At 68.2% G+C, this 17,696-nt stretch carries 16 protein-coding genes; 8 read left to right on the forward strand and 8 right to left on the reverse strand.

Features of this window, described 5'->3' with window-relative positions:
* Nucleotides 1–99: 99 nt before the first annotated feature.
* On the forward strand, nucleotides 100–567 hold the full coding sequence (locus VEC11_RS10885; protein WP_464131025.1) for an Lrp/AsnC family transcriptional regulator: 468 nt from the start codon (nucleotides 100–102) through the stop codon (nucleotides 565–567).
* Here the strand turns inward: VEC11_RS10885 and VEC11_RS10890 are convergent.
* On the reverse strand, nucleotides 564–1,112 hold the full coding sequence (locus VEC11_RS10890; protein ID WP_464131028.1) for a manganese efflux pump MntP: 549 nt from the start codon (nucleotides 1,110–1,112) through the stop codon (nucleotides 564–566). The genes VEC11_RS10885 and VEC11_RS10890 overlap by 4 nt on opposite strands.
* Nucleotides 1,113–1,176: 64 nt before the next feature.
* On the opposite strand from VEC11_RS10890, the gene VEC11_RS10895 reads away from it, so the two are divergent.
* Nucleotides 1,177–2,766, forward strand: coding sequence for a phytoene desaturase family protein (locus VEC11_RS10895; protein WP_464131032.1), 1,590 nt, complete (start codon nucleotides 1,177–1,179; stop codon nucleotides 2,764–2,766).
* A 160-nt stretch (nucleotides 2,767–2,926) separates the two neighbouring features.
* On the forward strand, nucleotides 2,927–3,211 hold the full coding sequence (locus tag VEC11_RS10900) for a hypothetical protein (RefSeq protein WP_464131036.1): 285 nt from the start codon (nucleotides 2,927–2,929) through the stop codon (nucleotides 3,209–3,211).
* 18 nt (nucleotides 3,212–3,229) lie between these two features.
* On the opposite strand, the gene VEC11_RS10905 is transcribed toward VEC11_RS10900, so the two are convergent.
* Together VEC11_RS10905 and VEC11_RS10910 are read right to left on the reverse strand one after the other, a co-directional pair.
* Nucleotides 3,230–3,466 carry a DUF6356 family protein gene (locus VEC11_RS10905; protein WP_464131039.1) on the reverse strand — a complete coding sequence of 79 codons (237 nt, stop codon included), beginning with the start codon at nucleotides 3,464–3,466 and terminating at the stop codon, nucleotides 3,230–3,232.
* A gap of 54 nt (nucleotides 3,467–3,520) precedes the next feature.
* Nucleotides 3,521–5,308, reverse strand: coding sequence for a B12-binding domain-containing radical SAM protein (locus VEC11_RS10910; RefSeq protein ID WP_464131041.1), 1,788 nt, complete (start codon nucleotides 5,306–5,308; stop codon nucleotides 3,521–3,523).
* 175 nt (nucleotides 5,309–5,483) lie between these two features.
* Here VEC11_RS10910 and VEC11_RS10915 point away from each other — a divergent pair, with 175 nt between their 5' ends.
* Together VEC11_RS10915 and VEC11_RS10920 are read left to right on the forward strand one after the other, a co-directional pair.
* Entirely contained in the window at nucleotides 5,484–6,599 is a 1,116-nt protein-coding gene (locus VEC11_RS10915; RefSeq protein WP_464131043.1) for a hypothetical protein, read from the forward strand.
* A 70-nt stretch (nucleotides 6,600–6,669) separates the two neighbouring features.
* On the forward strand, nucleotides 6,670–7,452 hold the full coding sequence (locus VEC11_RS10920; RefSeq protein WP_464131047.1) for an SDR family NAD(P)-dependent oxidoreductase: 783 nt from the start codon (nucleotides 6,670–6,672) through the stop codon (nucleotides 7,450–7,452).
* 6 nt (nucleotides 7,453–7,458) lie between these two features.
* Here VEC11_RS10920 and VEC11_RS10925 read toward each other — a convergent pair whose 3' ends face one another.
* Nucleotides 7,459–8,415 (reverse strand): glucokinase, encoded by a 957-nt coding sequence (locus VEC11_RS10925; RefSeq protein WP_464131050.1) that lies wholly within the window; start codon nucleotides 8,413–8,415, stop codon nucleotides 7,459–7,461.
* Nucleotides 8,416–8,650: 235 nt separating this feature from the next.
* Between VEC11_RS10925 and VEC11_RS10930 the strand changes: the two genes are divergently transcribed.
* The gene (locus VEC11_RS10930) at nucleotides 8,651–10,153 is read left to right on the forward strand and encodes a hypothetical protein (protein ID WP_464131052.1); all 1,503 of its coding nucleotides are present in this window, start codon (nucleotides 8,651–8,653) and stop codon (nucleotides 10,151–10,153) included.
* On the opposite strand, the gene acs is transcribed toward VEC11_RS10930, so the two are convergent.
* Nucleotides 10,150–12,078, reverse strand: a complete 1,929-nt coding sequence (gene acs / locus VEC11_RS10935) for an acetate--CoA ligase (RefSeq protein ID WP_464131055.1) — start codon at nucleotides 12,076–12,078, stop codon at nucleotides 10,150–10,152. The two genes, VEC11_RS10930 and acs, sit on opposite strands and share 4 nt — an antisense overlap.
* Nucleotides 12,079–12,135: 57 nt before the next feature.
* Nucleotides 12,136–13,422, reverse strand: a complete 1,287-nt coding sequence (locus tag VEC11_RS10940) for a hypothetical protein (protein WP_464131057.1) — start codon at nucleotides 13,420–13,422, stop codon at nucleotides 12,136–12,138.
* Nucleotides 13,423–13,652: 230 nt separating this feature from the next.
* Here VEC11_RS10940 and VEC11_RS10945 point away from each other — a divergent pair, with 230 nt between their 5' ends.
* Nucleotides 13,653–14,897: a cell wall hydrolase gene (locus tag VEC11_RS10945; RefSeq protein WP_464131059.1), complete on the forward strand. Its 1,245-nt coding sequence runs from the start codon at nucleotides 13,653–13,655 to the stop codon at nucleotides 14,895–14,897.
* A 104-nt stretch (nucleotides 14,898–15,001) separates the two neighbouring features.
* Here the strand turns inward: VEC11_RS10945 and rpoH are convergent, their stop codons facing one another.
* Nucleotides 15,002–15,904, reverse strand: a complete 903-nt coding sequence (gene rpoH, locus VEC11_RS10950) for an RNA polymerase sigma factor RpoH (protein WP_464131061.1) — start codon at nucleotides 15,902–15,904, stop codon at nucleotides 15,002–15,004.
* Between the two features lie 66 nt (nucleotides 15,905–15,970).
* Entirely contained in the window at nucleotides 15,971–16,921 is a 951-nt protein-coding gene (locus tag VEC11_RS10955) for an RluA family pseudouridine synthase (RefSeq protein WP_464131064.1), read from the reverse strand.
* A gap of 134 nt (nucleotides 16,922–17,055) precedes the next feature.
* On the opposite strand from VEC11_RS10955, the gene VEC11_RS10960 reads away from it, so the two are divergent.
* The gene (locus VEC11_RS10960) at nucleotides 17,056–17,691 is read left to right on the forward strand and encodes a histidine phosphotransferase family protein (protein ID WP_464131066.1); all 636 of its coding nucleotides are present in this window, start codon (nucleotides 17,056–17,058) and stop codon (nucleotides 17,689–17,691) included.
* Nucleotides 17,692–17,696 lie beyond the last annotated feature (5 nt).

Consider the following 17,696-nt stretch of genomic DNA (forward strand, 5'->3'; position numbering starts at 1 on the left):
AATCCCCAGCCGCCTTATGGCTTGGGTCATCCGGCGATTTCGGGCAAAGACGGGCAATGTCTTGCCAGATTCTGGCAAGTTTGCAGGGGTAGGGTGCGGATGCGGGCAAAGCTGGACCGACTGGACAGGCAGTTGCTCGCCTGCCTGCAGCGCGACAATCTGCAGACCGCCGACCGGCTCGCCGAGCAGGTCGGGCGCTCGCCCTCGGCGATCGCGCGGCGCCTCAGGCGGCTCAGGAGCAACGGCGCCGTCATCGCCGACGTCTCCTTGATCTCGGAGGAAGCGGCCGGCCATCCGCTGCAGGCGGTGGTCAACATCCAGCTCGAGCGCCACGCCCCGCACGAGGTGGACGCGGTCCGGCGGCGGCTCGCGGCCAGCCCGAACGTCCAGCTGGTGCTCAACCTCGCCGGCGCCTTCGACATCCTGATCCTGGTCGTAGCGCCCGACATGGACGCCTATAACGCGCTCGCCTCCCGGCTGCTCGAGCAGCCCGGCGTCCGCCGCTTCGAGACCACGTTCGTGAAGAGCCGGGTGAAGGCGACCCTGGCAGTGCCGCTCGAGGACTAGCCTCCCAGGAACTGGTGCTCGACGAAGATCTTCACGCCGATGCCGATCAGGATCAGCCCGCCCGCGACCCCGGCATAGCGGCCGAGCCGCGCCCCCGCCGCCCGGCCGGCGAGCACCCCGCCCCAGGAGAGGATCGCCGTGGTCGCGCCGATCGCGGCGACGGCGAGCAGGATCGGCACGCCGAGCGCCGGCAAAGTGAGCCCCGCTGCCGCCGCGTCGATGCTGGTCGCGATCGCGCAGGTGAACAGGGCCCAGCCGAACAGCTGCCTCGGCGCGCCCTCGCCGTCGCCAAAGGCCTCGCGCAGCATCTTCAGGCCGAGCGCGGAGAGCAGGATGAGGGCGAGCCAGTGATCGACCGCCTGCAATACCCTGGCGAAAGCGAGCCCCAGCCCCCAGCCGAGCAGGGGCATGACGCCCTGCGCGAAGCCGAAGGCCGCCCCGATCCGGAGCGCCGCCCCGCGCCCGGCGCCCGCCGCCCCCTGCGCAAGCGCAGCGGCGAAGGCGTCCATGGCCAATGCGAGGGCGAGGAGGGCGAGGGCGATCATCGGCGCGGCCCTCCAAGAGGGGCACGGCCTTGAAGTCAAGCACGCGACCGGCGATAGGCCCGTAATGACCGAGACGCGGACGAGCGACATCCTGATCATCGGGGCGGGGCACAATGCCCTGACCTGCGCCTTCTACCTCGCGCAGCGCGGGCTGAAGGTGACGATGCTGGAGACGCGACTCGTCGTCGGCGGGGCGGCGGTGACGGAGGAATTCCATCCAGGCTTCCGCAACTCGACGGCGAGCTACACGGTCAGCCTGCTCAACCCCCGGATCATCCGCGACATGCGGCTCTACGAGCATGGCCTCAGGGTTATGCTCCGTAGAATCGACAATTTCCTGCCGACCGAGGGCGCGGACTATCTGCTGTTCGGGCGGGACGGGCTGACCCGGCGCGAGATTGCGCGCCATTCGCCGCAGGACGTCGAGAATTACGACGCCTATTCCGCCGCGCTTGACGGTGTCGTCGGCGTGCTGCGCCAGTGGCTGCTGCGCGCTCCGCCCAATGCCGGCGGCGGGCTCGGCGACCTGTTCGCCCTCCTCAAGCTCGGCGGCGGCGTGGGCCGGCTGGGGCTGGAGCAGCAGCGCCATCTGGTCGATTTCTTCACCAAGTCGGCAGCGGACATTCTCACCCGCTATTTCAGCCACGAACTCGTCCAGGCGCTGTTCGGCTTCGACGCCGTCGTCGGCCATTATGCCAGCCCCTATGCGCCGGGCTCGGCCTATGTGCTGCTCCACCATGTCTTCGGCGAGGCCGCGGGCGTGGAGGGCGCCTGGGGCCATGCGGTCGGCGGCATGGGCGCGATCACCCAGGCGATGGCCAAGGCCGCGCGCGAGGAGGGCGTCGAGATCGTCCTCGAGGCGCCGGTCGAGGAGGTCATCGTCGAGGGCGACCGGGCCGTCGGCGTCGTGGCAGGCGGCAAGACCTGGCGCGCCAAGGCCGTCGTCTCGGGCGTCCATCCGAAAAGGCTGTTCACCGAGCTGCTTCCCGAGGGCGCGGTCTCGCCGGAGACGACGCGGCGCATGACCCACTGGGCGAGCGAATCCGCCACTTTCCGGATGAACGTCGCTTTGTCGGGCCTGCCGAGCTTCACCAGCCTTCCGGGGCAGGGCGACCATATGACGGCCGGCATCATCATCGCGCCCTCGCTCTCCTATATGGACCGCGCCTTCCTGACCGCGCGCAGCGAGGGCTGGTCGCGCGAGCCGGTGGTCGAGATGCTGATCCCCTCGACCCTGGACGACAGCCTCGCTCCGGAGGGCCAACATGTCGCCAGCCTGTTCTGCCAGCATTTCCCCTATCAGGTGGAAGGCGGCTGGGACGCGCGCCGGGACGAGGCGGCTGACCATATCATCGCCCATGTCGACCGCTACGCGCCGGGCTTCAGGCAGCTCGTCATCGGCCGGCTGGCGCTCTCGCCGCTGGACCTGGAGCGCCGTTTCGGCCTGATCGGCGGCGACATCTTCCATGGCAAGATGGGACTGGACCAGCTCTTCTCGAACCGGCCGATGCTCGGCAATGCCGATTACCGCATGCCGCTCAAGGGGCTCTACCTCTGCGGCGCCGGCGCCCATCCCGGCGGCGGCGTCACCGGCGCGCCGGGCCACAATGCGGCGCGGGCGGTGCTCGCCGACCGGCGGAAGCTGAAGCTCTAGCCGTCGCGGCCCCGGGTCGGTTCACCGACCATCGGCGGATCGGGTCGGTAACGATTGGAACCCGTAATTTCGGGCGGCGCTTGACTGCGCACCAATCGACGAGGCGAGACGCCCAAGGGTTCAGACGATGCGCTGCTGGTGCTCCGGTCCGGTCCTGCTGATGCTCACGGCGACAGCCGCCGTGGCGCAGCCGGCACCGCGGCAGGCCGACAGCCAGCACCGCGCCGAGGCTCCGCCCGCGCGCATCTGGCGCGCGCCGCCGGGACCGATGCAGGAAGGCCGGCTCGGGCTGCCGCTGGCCGGCAACATGCATTTCGGTGTCGGCCGCTTCTCCGTGCCGGAGCCCGCGCGGCCACGCACCCATACCGAGCCCATCTCGCGCACGGCCGACATCGGCCGCCGCCACCGGGGCATCGCCGCCGTCGGGCTGTCCTTGCGCTTCTAGGCCCGCGCCGCGCGCGGATCAGATCATCGGGTGGCGCTCCCAATTCGCCTTTTCGGCGCGGCCGTGCAGCTTCGCATGCAGCCGGTTCATCGTCTGGCTGCCCGTCTTGACGCACAGAAACGGAAACACGGCATGAACCAGGCAGGCCAGGCCGCCGCCGATCATGCGCACCCCGAACCAGGCGGCATGGCCGAAATGCTGGCCATAGGTTTCGCCGACTTCCTTGGGGTGACTGGTGAAGGGATTGCCTGCCATTGGGTGCCTCGCTCGCTCGCATGGGCCATAGCGTGTTGAGCGCTGCGGTTCCAGTCAGGCGGCCGCGTGGCTCGCCTTCACCTGTTCGAGCAATGCCTCCTGCCGCTGCTGCTTCGCGACCGCTGCCTCGCCGCCGCGGGTCTCGTGGAACAGGTCGAGCGCCTCGAGCTCGTTGTGGCAGAGCGGGCGGGTGGCGAGGTCGTCATAGTCCCAGCGGGCGGGATCGTTGACGATCGTCTGCAGCAGCGCCTTCGCCTTGCGGAAGCCGCGCCAGTAGCTCCAGGCCTTGCGCGCGCTCTCGACGGCGAATTTGGGGTAGAAGAGCAAAGCCGGCTCGCGCTTCATGGTCGGGCGGCGGGACTTGCGGCGCTTGCGGCGGATCACGCCGCCCTCGAGCGTGTGCACGCCCTCATTGTCGTAGAGCAACTTGAACTCGACCATGTACTGGAGCGCCTTCTTCGGCCGCCCGCCCTTCAGCCGGGCATGGCGCCGGGTCACCGTCTCCATATGCTCCCAGGTGAAATAGGCGTCCCAGGCGGCGCGATAGGCCTCCTCCCATTCCGCGTCGCTCATGGTGTCGTGATGCGAGACGCGGTGGTGGAGATCATATTTGTTGAGGTCGGGATCCATCCAGGCGCCCGCCCGGTGCAGCTTCAGATGGTCCTCGGAGCCCGGCAGCGGGGTCAGGAAGAAGAATTCGAGGATGTCGATCGGCAGCTCGCGCTTGATGATCTCGATGTCGCGCAGGATCGACTCCCTGGTGTCGCCGGGGAAGCCGAGGATGTAGCCCGCGACGGTGAACACGCCGCGCTCGTGCCATTGCTGGAAGAGGTGGCGATATTCGGTGATCTTGTTCTGCCGCTTGTTCGCGGCGAGCAGATTGTCCGGGTTGATATTCTCCAGGCCGACGAAGGCGCGCATCACCCCGGCGCGCTTCGCCTTGTCGATGAAGTTCGGGATGCGGTGGCAGAGCGTGTCGACCTGGATGGTGAGATTGGCCTTCAGCCCTTCCTCCTCGTTCAGCTTGATCAGCCGGTCGAAGAAACTCTCCCAATCCTTGTTCCGCGCCAGATTGTCGTCGGTGATGAAGAAGGCCTTGATGCCCTGCGCCAGATTCTCGCGGATGATCCCCTCAAGATCGTCGGCGGTGCGAAAGCGGCTCTTGCGGCCCTGGACGTTGATGATCGTGCAGAAGCTGCACTGAAACGGGCAGCCGCGGCCGAGATCGAAGCTCGACCATTGCCCCGAATTCCGCTCCAGCGATTCCTTCGGCATCCATGGGACCGGGACGTTGGCGATGTTCGGCAGGTCCTTGAGGTAATTGTAGATCGGCTTCAGCTCGCCGTGCCACGCATCCAGGAACACCTGGTCGAGCCGGCCCTCCTCGGCCTCGCCGGCGAAGAGCGAGCAGCCGAGGTCGAGCGCCTCCTGCATCTCCGGCGGGATCTCCTTCAGCATGGAGAGGCAGCCCGAGACGTGAAAGCCGCCGATCACCACCGGCAGGCCGGCCGCGCGGAACTCGCGCGCGAGGTCGAGCGCGTGGTGGAACTGGTTGGACTGGACGCCGACCAGCCCGATCAGCGCCTTCGACCCGCGCCTGCGGATCTCGCGCACGATCTTCGCCGGCACGACATGTTGGTTGCACTCGTCAATCGGCACCAGGTTGAAGGTGACGTCGGACCCGAGCACCCGCCGCCGGTCGGCGTCGCGGGCGAGGCCGTTCAGCGCCGCCAGCGAGTTGGAGGGCAGGATCGTCCGCCACCAGACGATCGGGTAGCCGTCATCGTCATAATGCGACGGCTTGATCATGTAGAAGTCGAACTGCTCGGTCTTCTCCCGCATGGCCAAGGGCATAGGCGTTTTCGCTCCGGAGTCCTAGAGCGCCGATAATGTCCGAAACCGGACGCCTGCGCTGTCCGCTCGCGAACGCCGCGGAGGCTCCACCGGCTCCCCCAAGAGAGGCGCTTCCCTGGCGCGCTCCTTGCATGGCCAACGCCGACTCAGGGGAGATTCAATCATGCGCTCGAGCCTCGCCATCGCCCTCCTGCTCCTCGTGCCGGCTGCCGGTCCGGCCCAGCCCGCGGACACCGCTGTCAGGTCCGCGGAAACGCTCAGCTGGACGATCGCGCCGAGCGGCACGCCCGGCCGGGTCCAGTTCGAGATCAGCCGCCGTTCGGCCAACAGCCATTGGCGCAGCAGCAGCACGGTCGACCTTGCCATGCTCGAGGGCCTGGGCGTCGACCGGCTCGATGGCGAGAGCGGCCCGGTCCGCTTCCGGGTCGCCCGGGACGCCGGCACGCTCGCCTGCCAAGGCACCGCCTGGCGCGGCCGGGGGACCGGCGAATGCAGCTTCCTCGCCGACGAGCGCTTCGCCGCGACCCTTGCGGAGCGCGGCATCGGCCGGCCGAGTGTCGACGAGCAATTCTCGATGACCCTGAACAATATCGGTTATGCCTACCTCGATGAGCTGCAGCGCCAGCGCTACGACACGCCCACTGCCACGGACCTGGCGCAGGCCGGCAATCATGGCGTCACGCTCGCCTATCTGCGCGACATGGGCGGCCATAATTACCGGGTGGGCCGGCTCGCCGCGCTCATCCGCATGCGCGATCACGGCGTCACACCCGACTATATCGAAGGGCTGGCCCGTCACGACGTCCGCGACATCCCGGCCGAGGAAATCGTCCGCCTGCGCGATCATGGCGTTTCGGCGGACTATGTCGGCGAGCTCAGGCAGCTCGGCTATCGCCGGCTCTCCACCGAGGAGATGATCCGGCTGCGCGACCACGGCGTCACGCCCGATTATATCCGCGCCCTGGCCCAGGCCGGCATTCGCGACATTCCGACGGTCGAGCTGACGCGGATGCGCGACCATGGCGTCCGGCCGGATTTCGTCGTGGCCCTGCGCAGCGCGGGCTATCGCTTCGGCACCGACGAGATCGTGCGGATGCGCGACCATGGCGTCGATGAAGCCTATGTGAGCGAGCTCCACCGGCTCGGCTATGCGGACATCGCCGCAGAGGAGATCGTGCGGATGCGCATCCACGGGGTGACCCCCGATTTCATCCGCCGGGCCAACGGCCCCGGCCGCCGCTCGCCCGAGGAGCTGGTGCGGATGCGGATCGGCGGCTGAGGCGACCGCACAGCTTGCTCCCGGGCGGCGCTTCGTCCAGGAGCGCGGCGACGCATTCAGGGAGCAAGAGATGAAACTCGACAGCAATATCGCCGCGGTGGTCACCGGCGGCGCCTCCGGCCTCGGCGAGGCGACGGCGCGGGCGTTCGCCGAAAAGGGCGTGAAGGTCGCGATCTTCGACCGCGATGCGGAGAAGGGCGAGAAGGTCGCCGCGGAGATCGGCGGAATCTTCTGCCATGTCGACGTGACCTCCGACGAGAGCGTCGACGCGGGCTTCGCCAGGGCGCGCGCGGCGCATGGCCAGGAGCGGATCTGCGTCAATTGCGCGGGCGTCGCCAATGCGATGAAGACGGTCGGCCGCGACAAGGAGACGGGCGCGGTGAAGCGCTATCCGATCCACCAGTTCGAGCTCGCCATCCAGATCAACCTGATCGGCAGCTTCCGCGTGCTCGCCGCCTCGGCCGCCGGCATGGCCGATGCCGAACCGATGGCCGACGGCGAGAAGGGCCTGATCATCAACACCGCCTCGGTCGCCGCGCAGGACGGGCAGATCGGCCAGGCCGCCTATACCGCCTCCAAGGCCGGCGTTCTCGGCATGGCGCTGCCGATCGCGCGCGACCTGATGGGCGAGGGGATCAGGGTCAACACCATCCTCCCGGGCGTGTTCGAGACGCCGATGGTGGCGATGATGCCGCAAAACGTGAAGGACGCGCTCGCCGCGCAGGTGCCCTTCCCGAAAAGGCTCGGCCAGGCGGCGGAATATGGCCGGCTCGCCGTGTTCATGGCCGAGAGTGTCTATCTGAACGGCGAATATGTGCGGCTCGACGGCGCGATCCGGATGGCGCCGCGCTAGGCGGCCCTAGGCGCCGAATTCGCGCTGGAAGGCGACCGCGGCGCCGAGCAGACCCGGCTCGGCGAAGGTCAGCAGCCGGACCGGCGTGCGCTGCATGCGCTCGCGGTAGCGGCCCTTGGCGGTGAAGCGCGCCTCGAAAGGCGGGCTCTTCAGCAGGTGCGCGATCCGGTTGGCGAGGCCGCCGGTGAGCGCGACGCCCATCGCGCCATGGGCGAGGGCAATGTCGCCGGCCGCTGCTCCGAAGGCGCGGACGAGGATGGAGAGTGCGCGCCCGGCGAGCGGGTCGCTGCCGGCAATGGCGGCATCCCAGAGCAGGCCGGCCTGGTTCGGATCGGGCGCCCCGCCGCCGCCGAGGAATTGGTAGATGTCGATCAGGCCGGGCCCGGACACCACCCGCTCAACCGAGGCGCGCCCGTAGCGGGCGATCAGGAAATCGGCCAGCTCCTCTTCCTCGGGGTCGAGCGGGCAGAAGCCGATATGGGCTGCCTCCGTCTCGATCACGGAGACTCCGGACCTGCGGTCGAGCAGCGAGACGCCGAGCCCGGTGCCGGGCCCGATCACGCTGGCAATGCCCTGCTCCGGCAGGTCGCCGGGGCCGCAAATAGCCGTGAATTCTTCGCCCGGCGTCATCGAAATGGTATGAGCAACGGCGCCGAAGTCGTTCAGAAGAAGAAGCTTGTCGAGGCCGAGCTCGGCCTTCAGGCCGAACCGGTCGAGCCGCCACGGCGAATTCATGAAGGTCAGCGTGTCGCCCTCGATCGGCGCCGCCACCGCCAGCGACGCCGCGTCCGGTAGGCTGCCGCCGCAATCCTGGGCGAAGCGGGCCCAGGTCTCGGCGAGGCCGGCACTGTCGCGCGTCCGGTATTTGCGCATCTCGCCGAGCCGCGGAGGGCGGCCGGGCGCAAGCCCGGCGAGCGCGAAGCGGGCATGGGTGCCGCCAATGTCGCCGGCGACGATCCTCATCGAGAACGCCTGACTTGCGGGGTCATCGCGCGGCTCTATCCGAGCGTGCACGGGCAGGGAAGGGGCTGTGGCGAAACGGGAAATGCCTGCGCGAGATTAAGTCGTCGCGTCTTGACGCCGCCGGAACGGTCGCCGACAAAACGCCATGGCCACCGTCATCGTCCCATGCCTCGCCTGCCGGGCGGGCACGCCCGCCGCGGAGGACGCGTCCTCCGTCTCCTGCGCCACCTGCAGCATGGCGCTGCCGCCCCCGGGCGACGCCGCCTGGCTGATGACGCGGACGGGATCGGACCAATATGGCCCCTACACGCTCGCCCAGCTCGCCGCCTATATCGCCGAGGGCCGGATCCTGCCCGGCGACGGCGTCTGGCACCATGGCGCGACGGTGCGGCTCAATGCGAATCAGCTGCCGGCCTTCGGCGTGGCTGCGCCGGCGCCGGTACCTGCGGCGCCCATTCCTGCCCCGCTCGCTCCGGCACCGGTGCCGGTCGAGCCAGCCGCCGCGCCCGTGGCTCCCGTGCAACCAGCGCCGGTCCCTCCGGCGCCTGTGGCCGAAGCCCAGGTCTATGCGGCACCGGCTTACGCCGCGGCGACGCAGGGCAACAAGGCGGGCCTTCATATCAAGCGGGCGTTCAACTGGAACCTGCGGTCCCTTCCGGTCGAGGCGGATGAAGAAGGGGTGTTGATCGCCAACGGGGTCGATGAGGCCGATGCGCGCCGCTATCTGGTCTGGCGGCGGAGCGTGCTCTTCGTCGTCGTGATTCCGGCGATCATCGCTGCACTTCTCAAGACGATCGGCATGGTCACCCAAGGGTTTGAGGGTATTTCGGGCACTGGCATCCTGATCGCGATTGCCGAGCTGATGCCGCTGTACATTATCGCCCTCACCGCCTGGCTCGCAGCGAAATGCTGGGACCAGCATCGGCGGTCGCGAAGCGTTCTCATGCGCGGCTGGCTGATCGCCTTCCTTGCGCCCTTGCTCCTGGCCCTCATTCCGTTCGGCTGGCGAGTGGATACGAGCAGCCTCAGCGGGAACCAGCTTGCCCAGATGAATATCGTGGCGAGTCTGGCGGGCGCGGCGGTGGCCTATGTGACCCTGATGCCCGCTGTCCTCTCGCTCATCCCCGGCGTGCTGCGTGCCTGTTTGCGCATCAAGGCCCTGATTCCGGAGGCAATCCTGCCCGGCCTGTTCCTGATCGCAGCGACGCCGCTCTACGTCTTCCTGTTTCTGGTCATCTTCACGACGATCAACCAAGTCATAGGCGACGTCCTGCTGATCCTGGGCGTGCTCGCCCTTGTCGGGGCACCGATGTTCTACATGCTCAACGCGCGCAGCTTCACCCGCCCGTTGAGAACCGAGGAAGAAATCGCGAAGATTGGCTCGGTGCAGAATCTCGTGCTGCTGGTTGGCGGCATCGGCGTGGCGCTCCTTGTCGTCTATGCCTTCATGGCCGAGCCTTTCGGACGCGCGCTGATCGGCACCGATCCGCAGACCTCGGCGATCCGGCCCTGGGATCCGAATCTGTTCCAGTTCCCGATCGAGTATATCGTCCGCTCGTTATTCACCACGGTGCTGGTCGCCGACCTGTTCATGATGATGAACCTGCAGCTCTGGAAGCATACGAAGGAGTTCCAGGCCTCTGCGGATGCTGCCTCCTACGACCAGCTGATGGTCGAGATCGAGGAAGCCGGTTACACGGCGCCGTCGCAGCCAACGGCGCAGCAGCAGACCACTTAGAGGTTCTGTCGCCCCGCGATCAGCTCGTCGACCAGTTGCGGCTCGGCGAGGGTCGAGGTGTCGCCGAGCGCGCCATAATCGTTCTCGGCGATCTTCCGAAGGATCCGCCGCATGATCTTGCCCGAGCGGGTTTTGGGCAGGCCGGGCGTGAAGTGGATCAGGTCCGGGGTCGCGATCGGGCCGATCTCCTTGCGGACGTGCGCCCTGAGCTCGGCGGCAAGCGCGTCGTTCGGCTCCGCGCCGACGATCAGGGTGACGTAGCAATAGATGCCCTGGCCCTTGATCTCGTGCGGGTAGCCGACCACCGCCGCCTCGGCGACGAGCGGGTGGGAGACGAGGGCGCTTTCCACCTCGGCCGTGCCGAGCCGGTGGCCGGAGACGTTGAGCACGTCGTCGACCCGGCCGGTGATCCAGTAATAGCCGTCCTCGTCGCGCCGGCAGCCGTCGCCGGTGAAATATTTGCCGCGCCAGGTGCTGAAATAGGTCTGCACGAAGCGCTCATGGTCCCCATAGACGGTGCGCATCTGGCCGGGCCATGAGCCGGCGATGCAGAGATTGCCCGAGGTCGCGCCCTCCAGCACCGTGCCGTCGGCGTCGACCAGCTCCGGCCGCACCCCGAAAAAGGGCCGGCCGGCCGAGCCCGGCTTCATCGCGTGCGCGCCTGGCAAGGTGGTGATCATGGTCCCGCCCGTCTCGGTCTGCCACCAGGTGTCGACGACCGCGCATTTTTCATCGCCGACCGTGCGCCAGTACCAGAGCCAGGCTTCGGGATTGATCGGCTCGCCGACGCTGCCGAGCAGGCGAAGCGAGGAGCGGTCATGCTTCCTGACCGGCGCCTCGCCCTCGCGCATCAGCGCGCGGATCGCGGTCGGGGCGGTGTAGAAGATGTTGACCTTGTGGCGCTCCACCACCTGCCAGAAGCGGGAGAAGTCCGGATAGTTCGGTACGCCCTCGAACATCAGGGTCGTGGCCCCGTTCAACAGCGGCCCGTAGACGACATAGCTATGGCCGGTGACCCAGCCCACGTCGGCGCTGCACCAGAAAATCTCGCCGGGCCGGTAGTCGAACACATAGTGGAAGGTGGTCGCCACCCAGACCGAATAGCCGCCGGTCGTGTGCAGCACGCCCTTGGGCTTCCCGGTCGAGCCCGACGTGTAGAGGATGAAAAGCGGGTCTTCCGCGCCCATCGGCTCGCAGGGGCAGGTATCCGGAACCGTCGCGCCGAGCGCATCGTACCAATGGTCGCGGCTCTCGACGAAGCCGATCTCGTTGCCGAGATGGCGGATGACGAGCACCGCGTCGACCGCGGCGCCGCGCGCGATCGCCTCGTCGACATTGGCCTTGAGCGGGATCAACTTGCCGCCGCGCTTGCCGCCGTCGGCGGTGATCACAAGGCGGCTGGCCGCGTCCTCGAGCCGGCCGTGCAGCGCCTCGGGGGAGAAGCCGCCGAAGACCACGCTGTGGACGGCGCCGATCCGGGCGCAGGCGAGCATCGCCACCGCCGCCTCGGGGATCATCGGCAGATAGAGGGTGACGCGGTCGCCCTTCTGCGCGCCGAGGGCCTTCAGGCAGTTCGCCATCCGCACCACCTCGGCGTGCAAGTCGCCATAGCTGATCGTGCGGGAAACGCCGGGCTCGTCGCCCTCCCAGATGATCGCATTCTGCTGGGAGCGCTCGGCCAAATGCCGGTCGACCGCATTGTGGCAGAGGTTGAGGATGCCGTCCTCATACCATCTGATCTCGACCGGATCGTAGGACCAGTTCGAGATTTTCGTGGGCGCAGAGACCCAGTCGAGCCGCTCCGCCTGCCTGCCCCAGAAGCCGTCCGGATCGGTGAGCGACTGGCGGTAGAGGGCATCATATTGGTCGGCAGTGCAGTGCGTGCCGGCGAGGGCGGAGGGGGGAGGGGGGATGAGCTCGGCCATCCCCCCTCTTACAAACTTTCGCCGGGAAAACGCTACAGCCCGGCATTCGGGGATACGCTACTGCCCGAGAATTCCGCCGACGATGCCGCCCAGGCCGCCGCGCCGCCGCCGCCGCTCCGGCTGCTGGCCGGAGGAGGAATCGCGGCTGGTGGTGCGGTCGCCCCGCATCATCGCCTCGACGTCCTGGCCGAGCAGGCCGGCATATTGCGAGCGAGTGCGCAGCTTCACCGTCCAGTCCGGCCGCCAGCTGCGCGGCGCGCCCGCCGGGCGCGGCGTCGCGAAGTTCGCTTCGGGCCCGAACGCGGTCATCATCAGCGAGGCGCCCTGCAGGCCCTGGTTGAACTCCGCGGGCACCGTGCACTGGGTCGTCGTCGGCTGCAGCACGACGCGCTGCTGGATCAGCCGCGCGACCTCGGCCGGCGAGAGATAGTCGAAGGCGCCCATCTGGTTGAACTGGATCTCGCTCGACGACCACATCACGATCGTGTTGTCGCCGCGCGAGCCGACCGCCATCAGGAAATAGCCGGTCGCGTTCGGCACGCTCTGCCAGGCCACGGGCACGGCGCCGGAAGCGGCGCGGTTGTTCTGCGTGATCCGGATCGGCACCAGGAAATCCTGACCCTGGGCGAGGGTGAAGTTGATCTCCGGGCTGTAATTGCCCGCGATCCGGTGCGCGCCGACCAGCGAGCCGTTGGCCGGGATGGTGGTGCGCGAGCGCTGGTTCGGCCATTCGCCGAACGTCGCGCTGTTCGACGCATTCGGCCCGTTCATCGCCTGGATGGCGAGCTGCGCCATGCCCGGCGGCACCTGGCCGGTGCGGGCCATGCGGCCGAGGTCGAGCTCGATCGGCTGGCCGGCGCGAGCATGCTCGCCGCAGCCGAAATAGATGATCAGGCGGGCGTTGGCGCCGCCGTCGCCACCGCCCGGACCCTGATAGGGGCGGGTGACCGGCTGGGCCGGCTCGGGCGAGACGAGGGGAAGCGAGGGGCCCGCGTTGAGGCCGGCGGGGATGAAATGGTCGGCCTGCGGCGCGGCGGTGCGGCGCGGGCTGCCCAGCTCGAGGCGCAGGTTGTGGACATAGCCCGGGCCGCTGCCGCGGTTCATGCTCGCACCGCTGAGCGCGCCGAGCATGGATGGACGGCCGCCCTGACCGCTCATCCCGGCCTGGGCGGACAGGCCCGAGATGGTTTCCGCGGACATCCAGTATTGGGCGGTGCCGCCTGGCGCGGCCGCCGGCGCGCGGCGTGCCTGCGCATAGGCCATGCTGCCCGAGGACAGGGTGGCGGCGAGGGTGGCGAGGGTGGCGGCCATGGTGGCGGCGCCGGTCAGCAAGCTTGATCTCATTGTTACAGGCCCCATCTTGTTGTGGCGGGGCGAACGCCCGCGGGTGAAACGGCTTGTTGTCGTGACGCAGCCGTTAGGCCCGCTGCAGTGGCGCAGCGACGCACGTGCGACTAAAATGGCCGATCGCGCGACACGTCATGCCAGTGCCTTTTTGTGGCGACAAAAGTGCCGAATTGCGCGACCAAGGTGTATTGTCTATATGATACACTATTGGAAAAATAGGGTTTGAAATGAACGGACTGGCGATCACGGCGGAAATGGAGGCGGGCGAACGCCCGGCGCCTGCGTCCGCGCGCAACTGGGGAATGATCCTCATTTGCGTGCTGCTCGGCGCACTCTGGTTCGCGGCCGCCTTCGCGCTCGTCCAGGGCGGGCAGAGCGTGGCCGTCACCAATGCGCGCGGCGCCGCCCCCGCCGTCCAGCCCATGGCCCGGCTCCAGGCCAAGGCCGAATCGATGACGGCGACGCAGGTCCGCCAGATCTCCGCCGAGACCGCGGAGGCGATCAACGCCTCCGTCCCGGTCCAGGGCGGCCCCAATCCCGCGGCGGCTCCGTTCAGCCTGGCCAATGCCAGCGCGGCGGACCGGGCGCGCTCGCTCGATTGCCTGACCGCGGGCATCTATTACGAGGCGGCGACCGAGCCGCTGGACGGCCAGCGCGCCGTTGCCCAGGTCATCCTGAACCGGGTCCGCCATCCGGCCTATCCGAACACCGTCTGCGGCGTCGTGTTCGAGGGCGCGCAGCGCCGGACCGGCTGCCAGTTCAGCTTCACCTGCGACGGCTCGCTCCGCCGCGCGCCGATGCCGGTCTACTGGGAACGGGCGCGCCGCGTCGCGATGGAGGCGCTGAACGGCCACGTCTATGCGCCCGTCGGCCTCGCGCTCAATTATCACGCCAATTATGTCGTGCCTTACTGGGCCTCGAGCCTCAGCAAGAACGCCAATGTCGGCCTGCACGTCTTCTACCGCTGGCGCGGCAATCAGGGCCGTCCCGGCGCCTTCACCGACCGCTATGCGGGGGCGGAGCCCGCCATCGCCTGGCGCGGCGGCTTCGGCCAGCCGACCCGGCAGGAGACGCAGCTCGCCAATGCCGCGGCCGAGCGCCAGGCGGCCGCGATCGCCGCGGCCGAGGCGGCGATGAACGGCGGCAGCCCGGCCGACGTGGCCGCCGCCCATGCCAGCGTCGACAGCTTCCAGCGCTCGGTGCTGCGCCGCTACGAGCCGCTGCAGCGCGAAAGCGCCGCCGCGGTGATCGACGAAAGCACGCGCAACCAGCCGCAGCTCAGCACGAGCCAGCGCTGGGCGCTCACGGGGCAGGGCGGGTCCTCGACGCAGCAGCAGCTCGGCCGCCGCCCCGACGCGCGCCCGCAGCCGCCGAGCGAGCTGCAGGGGGTGAGGCGCAGGGGCGATCCGGCACCCAGCCCGCAGCAGCCGGCGGCGCCCGGGACTAACGAGAACAGCACGACGACCCGTTGAATCGTCATGCCAGCGAAGGCTGGCATCCAAGCTGCCATCGTCTGCAGTTCTGTCTGGACCCCAGCCTTCGCTGGGGTGACGGAAAATCTCGGGGGCGAAGAAACTTAAGCGGCGGTCAGCAGCCTCCGCTCGCCGGCGAGGCTCATGAGCGCCTTCTGCAATTTCTCGAAGGCCCTGACCTCGATCTGGCGGATGCGCTCGCGGCTGACGTCATAGACCTGGCTCAATTCCTCCAGCGTCTTCGGCTCGTCGGTCAGGCGCCGCTCCGTCAGGATGTGGCGTTCCCTTTCGTTGAGCGCGCCGAGGGCCTCGATCAGCAGGTCGTGGCGGATGCGGCTCTCCTCGGCCTCGGCGACGCGCTCGTCCTGGAGCGGCTCGTCATCGACCAGGAAGTCCTGCCAGCTGCCTTCCGAATCGTCGCGCAGCGGCACGTTGAGCGAGGTGTCCCCGCCCATCGCCATGCGGCGGTTCATCGAGATCACGTCGTCCTCGGTGACGCCGAGATCGGTGGCGATCTTGGTGACGTCCTCGGGCTTGAGGTCGCCGTCCTCGAAGGCGTCGATCTTGTTCTTCATCCGGCGGAGGTTGAAGAAGAGCTTCTTCTGCGCCGCGGTGGTGCCCATCTTCACGAGGCTCCAGCTGCGCAGGATATATTCCTGGATCGAGGCGCGGATCCACCACATCGCATAGGTGGCGAGGCGGAAGCCCCTTTCCGGCTCGAACTTCTTCACGCCCTGCATCAGGCCGATATTGCCCTCCGAGATCAGCTCCGAGGTGGGCAGGCCATAGCCGCGATAGCCCATGGCGATCTTCGCCACGAGCCTGAGGTGCGAGTTGACCAGCCGGGCCGCCGCATCGGTGTCCTGATGCTCGGTCCAGCGCTTCGCCAGCATATATTCCTCTTCCGGCGAGAGGATCGGGAACTTCTTGATCTCCGCGAGATAGCGGTTGAGGCCAGCCTCGCCGCCGGCCGCGGGGATCGTCGCCGGAACGTTTCTACCTGCCATTTTGGTCAACTACTCCATGGGCGCCAACTGGGGGGCTCGCACGTCCCCTTGCCCGGCACTTGCTTGCTATACACGAAGCGCCTCGAACAGTTCCTGAATATCGGACGGCATCGCGCTTTTGAAGGATAACTTGGCCTTGCTGACGGGATGCACGAAGCCGAGTTCGGCGGCGTGCAGGGCCTGTCGGTGAAAATTCAGTCTTTTCAACAGCTCACGATGTTCGTTTCGCGAGCGGCCATAGACCGGATCGCCGAGCAGCGGATGGCCGATCGAGGCCAGGTGGACGCGGACCTGATGGGTCCGTCCCGTTTCGAGCCGGCATTCGACCAAAGCCGCGCTCCTGAGGGGCTCGACGATTCGATAATGCGTGACCGCGCGCTTGCCGCGTCCTTCGCCGACGACCGCGATCTTCTTGCGGTTCGCCGCCGAACGGGCGAGCGGAGCGTCGATTCTGCCCGCCGCCGGGACGGGAATGCCTGTCGTCAGAGCGAGATAGACGCGCTCGATGCTGTGCCGAGCGAACTGCGACGCGAGCCCCTCATGGGCGACGTCGGTCTTGGCGACCACGAGCAGCCCGGACGTGTCCTTGTCGATCCGGTGGACGATCCCCGGCCGCGCCACCCCGCCGATCCCGCTGAGCCGCCCGGCGCAATGGTGGAGCAACGCATTGACGAGCGTGCGGTCCGGATTGCCCGCGGCCGGATGGACGACCATCCCCGCCGGCTTGTCGACGACCAGCAGATGCTCGTCCTCATGGACGATGACGAGGTCGATGTCCTGCGCTTCATTATGCGCCGGCTTGGGATCCGGCACTGTGACCCGGTAATCGCCCGCCAGCGCCTTCACCGCGGGATCGCGCACCAGCCCCGCAGGACCGGCCACGCCGCCCGAGGAGATCAACGCCTTCAGCCGCTCCCGAGAGAGGGTCGGCAAAGCTGCCGCCAGCGCCCGGTCGAGCCGCCAGCCAATGGCGTCCCCGGCGATGGTGGCGGTGATGATGGAATGTCCCCCAGACACTGGAATCTGGAGATGGGGACTAAGACGCAGAATTCAAGGGCGAAACGATTGTCCGCGCCGGTCCGTGCGCCCTTGCATCCCGGAATCCGAGAGTCCAATAGGGGTCAAACCACGGCCATGGGGCTCAGCCGCGCATGAAATCGCACGAATTCGCCAGCCTGCTTTGCTCCCGGCTCTGCCACGACCTCCTTTCCCCCGTCGGCGCGCTCAACAACGGCATCGAATTGCTGGCCGACGAGCATGATCCGGAGATGCGGGCGCGCTGTCTCGATCTGCTGGCGGAGAGCGCGCGGGCCTCGGCGAACAAGCTGAAATTCTTCCGGCTCGCCTTCGGCGCCGCCGGGGGCTTCGCCGACGTCGTCGACACGCGCGAGGCGCGGGCGGCGATCGAGGGGCTGTTCGGCGGCGACGGCCGCATCCGGCTCGGCTGGATGGTCGACGAGCCGACGATGAGCAAGGCGGCGCTGAAGGTGCTGCTGAACCTCGTGCTGATCGCGGGCGACGCCCTGGTCAGGGGCGGCAGCCTCGACGTCGGCGCCGAGAAGAGCGAGCACGGGCTCGATATCGTCGTCCGCGCCGAGGGCACACGCATCGTCCTCGATCCCGAGCTCAAGAAGGTGCTGACCGGCGACATGCAGGAGGACGAGGTGGCGCCGCGCGCCGCCGCCGCCTGGCTCGCCCATGAGCTCGTCCGCGAGGGAGGCGGCCAGCTTCAGGTCGCCGACGGCGAGGACGGCATGCTGATCATCGGGGCTTCGCTCCCCGCTTAGTCCCC

This window comes from Allosphingosinicella sp. (assembly GCF_035626655.1).
Classification (GTDB): Bacteria; Pseudomonadota; Alphaproteobacteria; order Sphingomonadales; family Sphingomonadaceae; genus Allosphingosinicella.

Coding starts and splice junctions, on each gene's coding strand:
- VEC11_RS10885 (WP_464131025.1), top strand. CDS start 100: ATGCGGGCAAAGCTGGACCGACTGGACAGGCAGTTGCTCGCCTGCCTG.
- VEC11_RS10890 (WP_464131028.1), bottom strand. CDS start 1,112: ATGATCGCCCTCGCCCTCCTCGCCCTCGCATTGGCCATGGACGCCTTC.
- VEC11_RS10895 (WP_464131032.1), top strand. CDS start 1,177: ATGACCGAGACGCGGACGAGCGACATCCTGATCATCGGGGCGGGGCAC.
- VEC11_RS10900 (WP_464131036.1), top strand. CDS start 2,927: ATGCTCACGGCGACAGCCGCCGTGGCGCAGCCGGCACCGCGGCAGGCC.
- VEC11_RS10905 (WP_464131039.1), bottom strand. CDS start 3,466: ATGGCAGGCAATCCCTTCACCAGTCACCCCAAGGAAGTCGGCGAAACC.
- VEC11_RS10910 (WP_464131041.1), bottom strand. CDS start 5,308: ATGCGGGAGAAGACCGAGCAGTTCGACTTCTACATGATCAAGCCGTCG.
- VEC11_RS10915 (WP_464131043.1), top strand. CDS start 5,484: ATGCGCTCGAGCCTCGCCATCGCCCTCCTGCTCCTCGTGCCGGCTGCC.
- VEC11_RS10920 (WP_464131047.1), top strand. CDS start 6,670: ATGAAACTCGACAGCAATATCGCCGCGGTGGTCACCGGCGGCGCCTCC.
- VEC11_RS10925 (WP_464131050.1), bottom strand. CDS start 8,415: ATGAGGATCGTCGCCGGCGACATTGGCGGCACCCATGCCCGCTTCGCG.
- VEC11_RS10930 (WP_464131052.1), top strand. CDS start 8,651: ATGGCGCTGCCGCCCCCGGGCGACGCCGCCTGGCTGATGACGCGGACG.
- acs (WP_464131055.1), bottom strand. CDS start 12,078: ATGGCCGAGCTCATCCCCCCTCCCCCCTCCGCCCTCGCCGGCACGCAC.
- VEC11_RS10940 (WP_464131057.1), bottom strand. CDS start 13,422: ATGAGATCAAGCTTGCTGACCGGCGCCGCCACCATGGCCGCCACCCTC.
- VEC11_RS10945 (WP_464131059.1), top strand. CDS start 13,653: ATGAACGGACTGGCGATCACGGCGGAAATGGAGGCGGGCGAACGCCCG.
- rpoH (WP_464131061.1), bottom strand. CDS start 15,904: ATGGCAGGTAGAAACGTTCCGGCGACGATCCCCGCGGCCGGCGGCGAG.
- VEC11_RS10960 (WP_464131066.1), top strand. CDS start 17,056: ATGAAATCGCACGAATTCGCCAGCCTGCTTTGCTCCCGGCTCTGCCAC.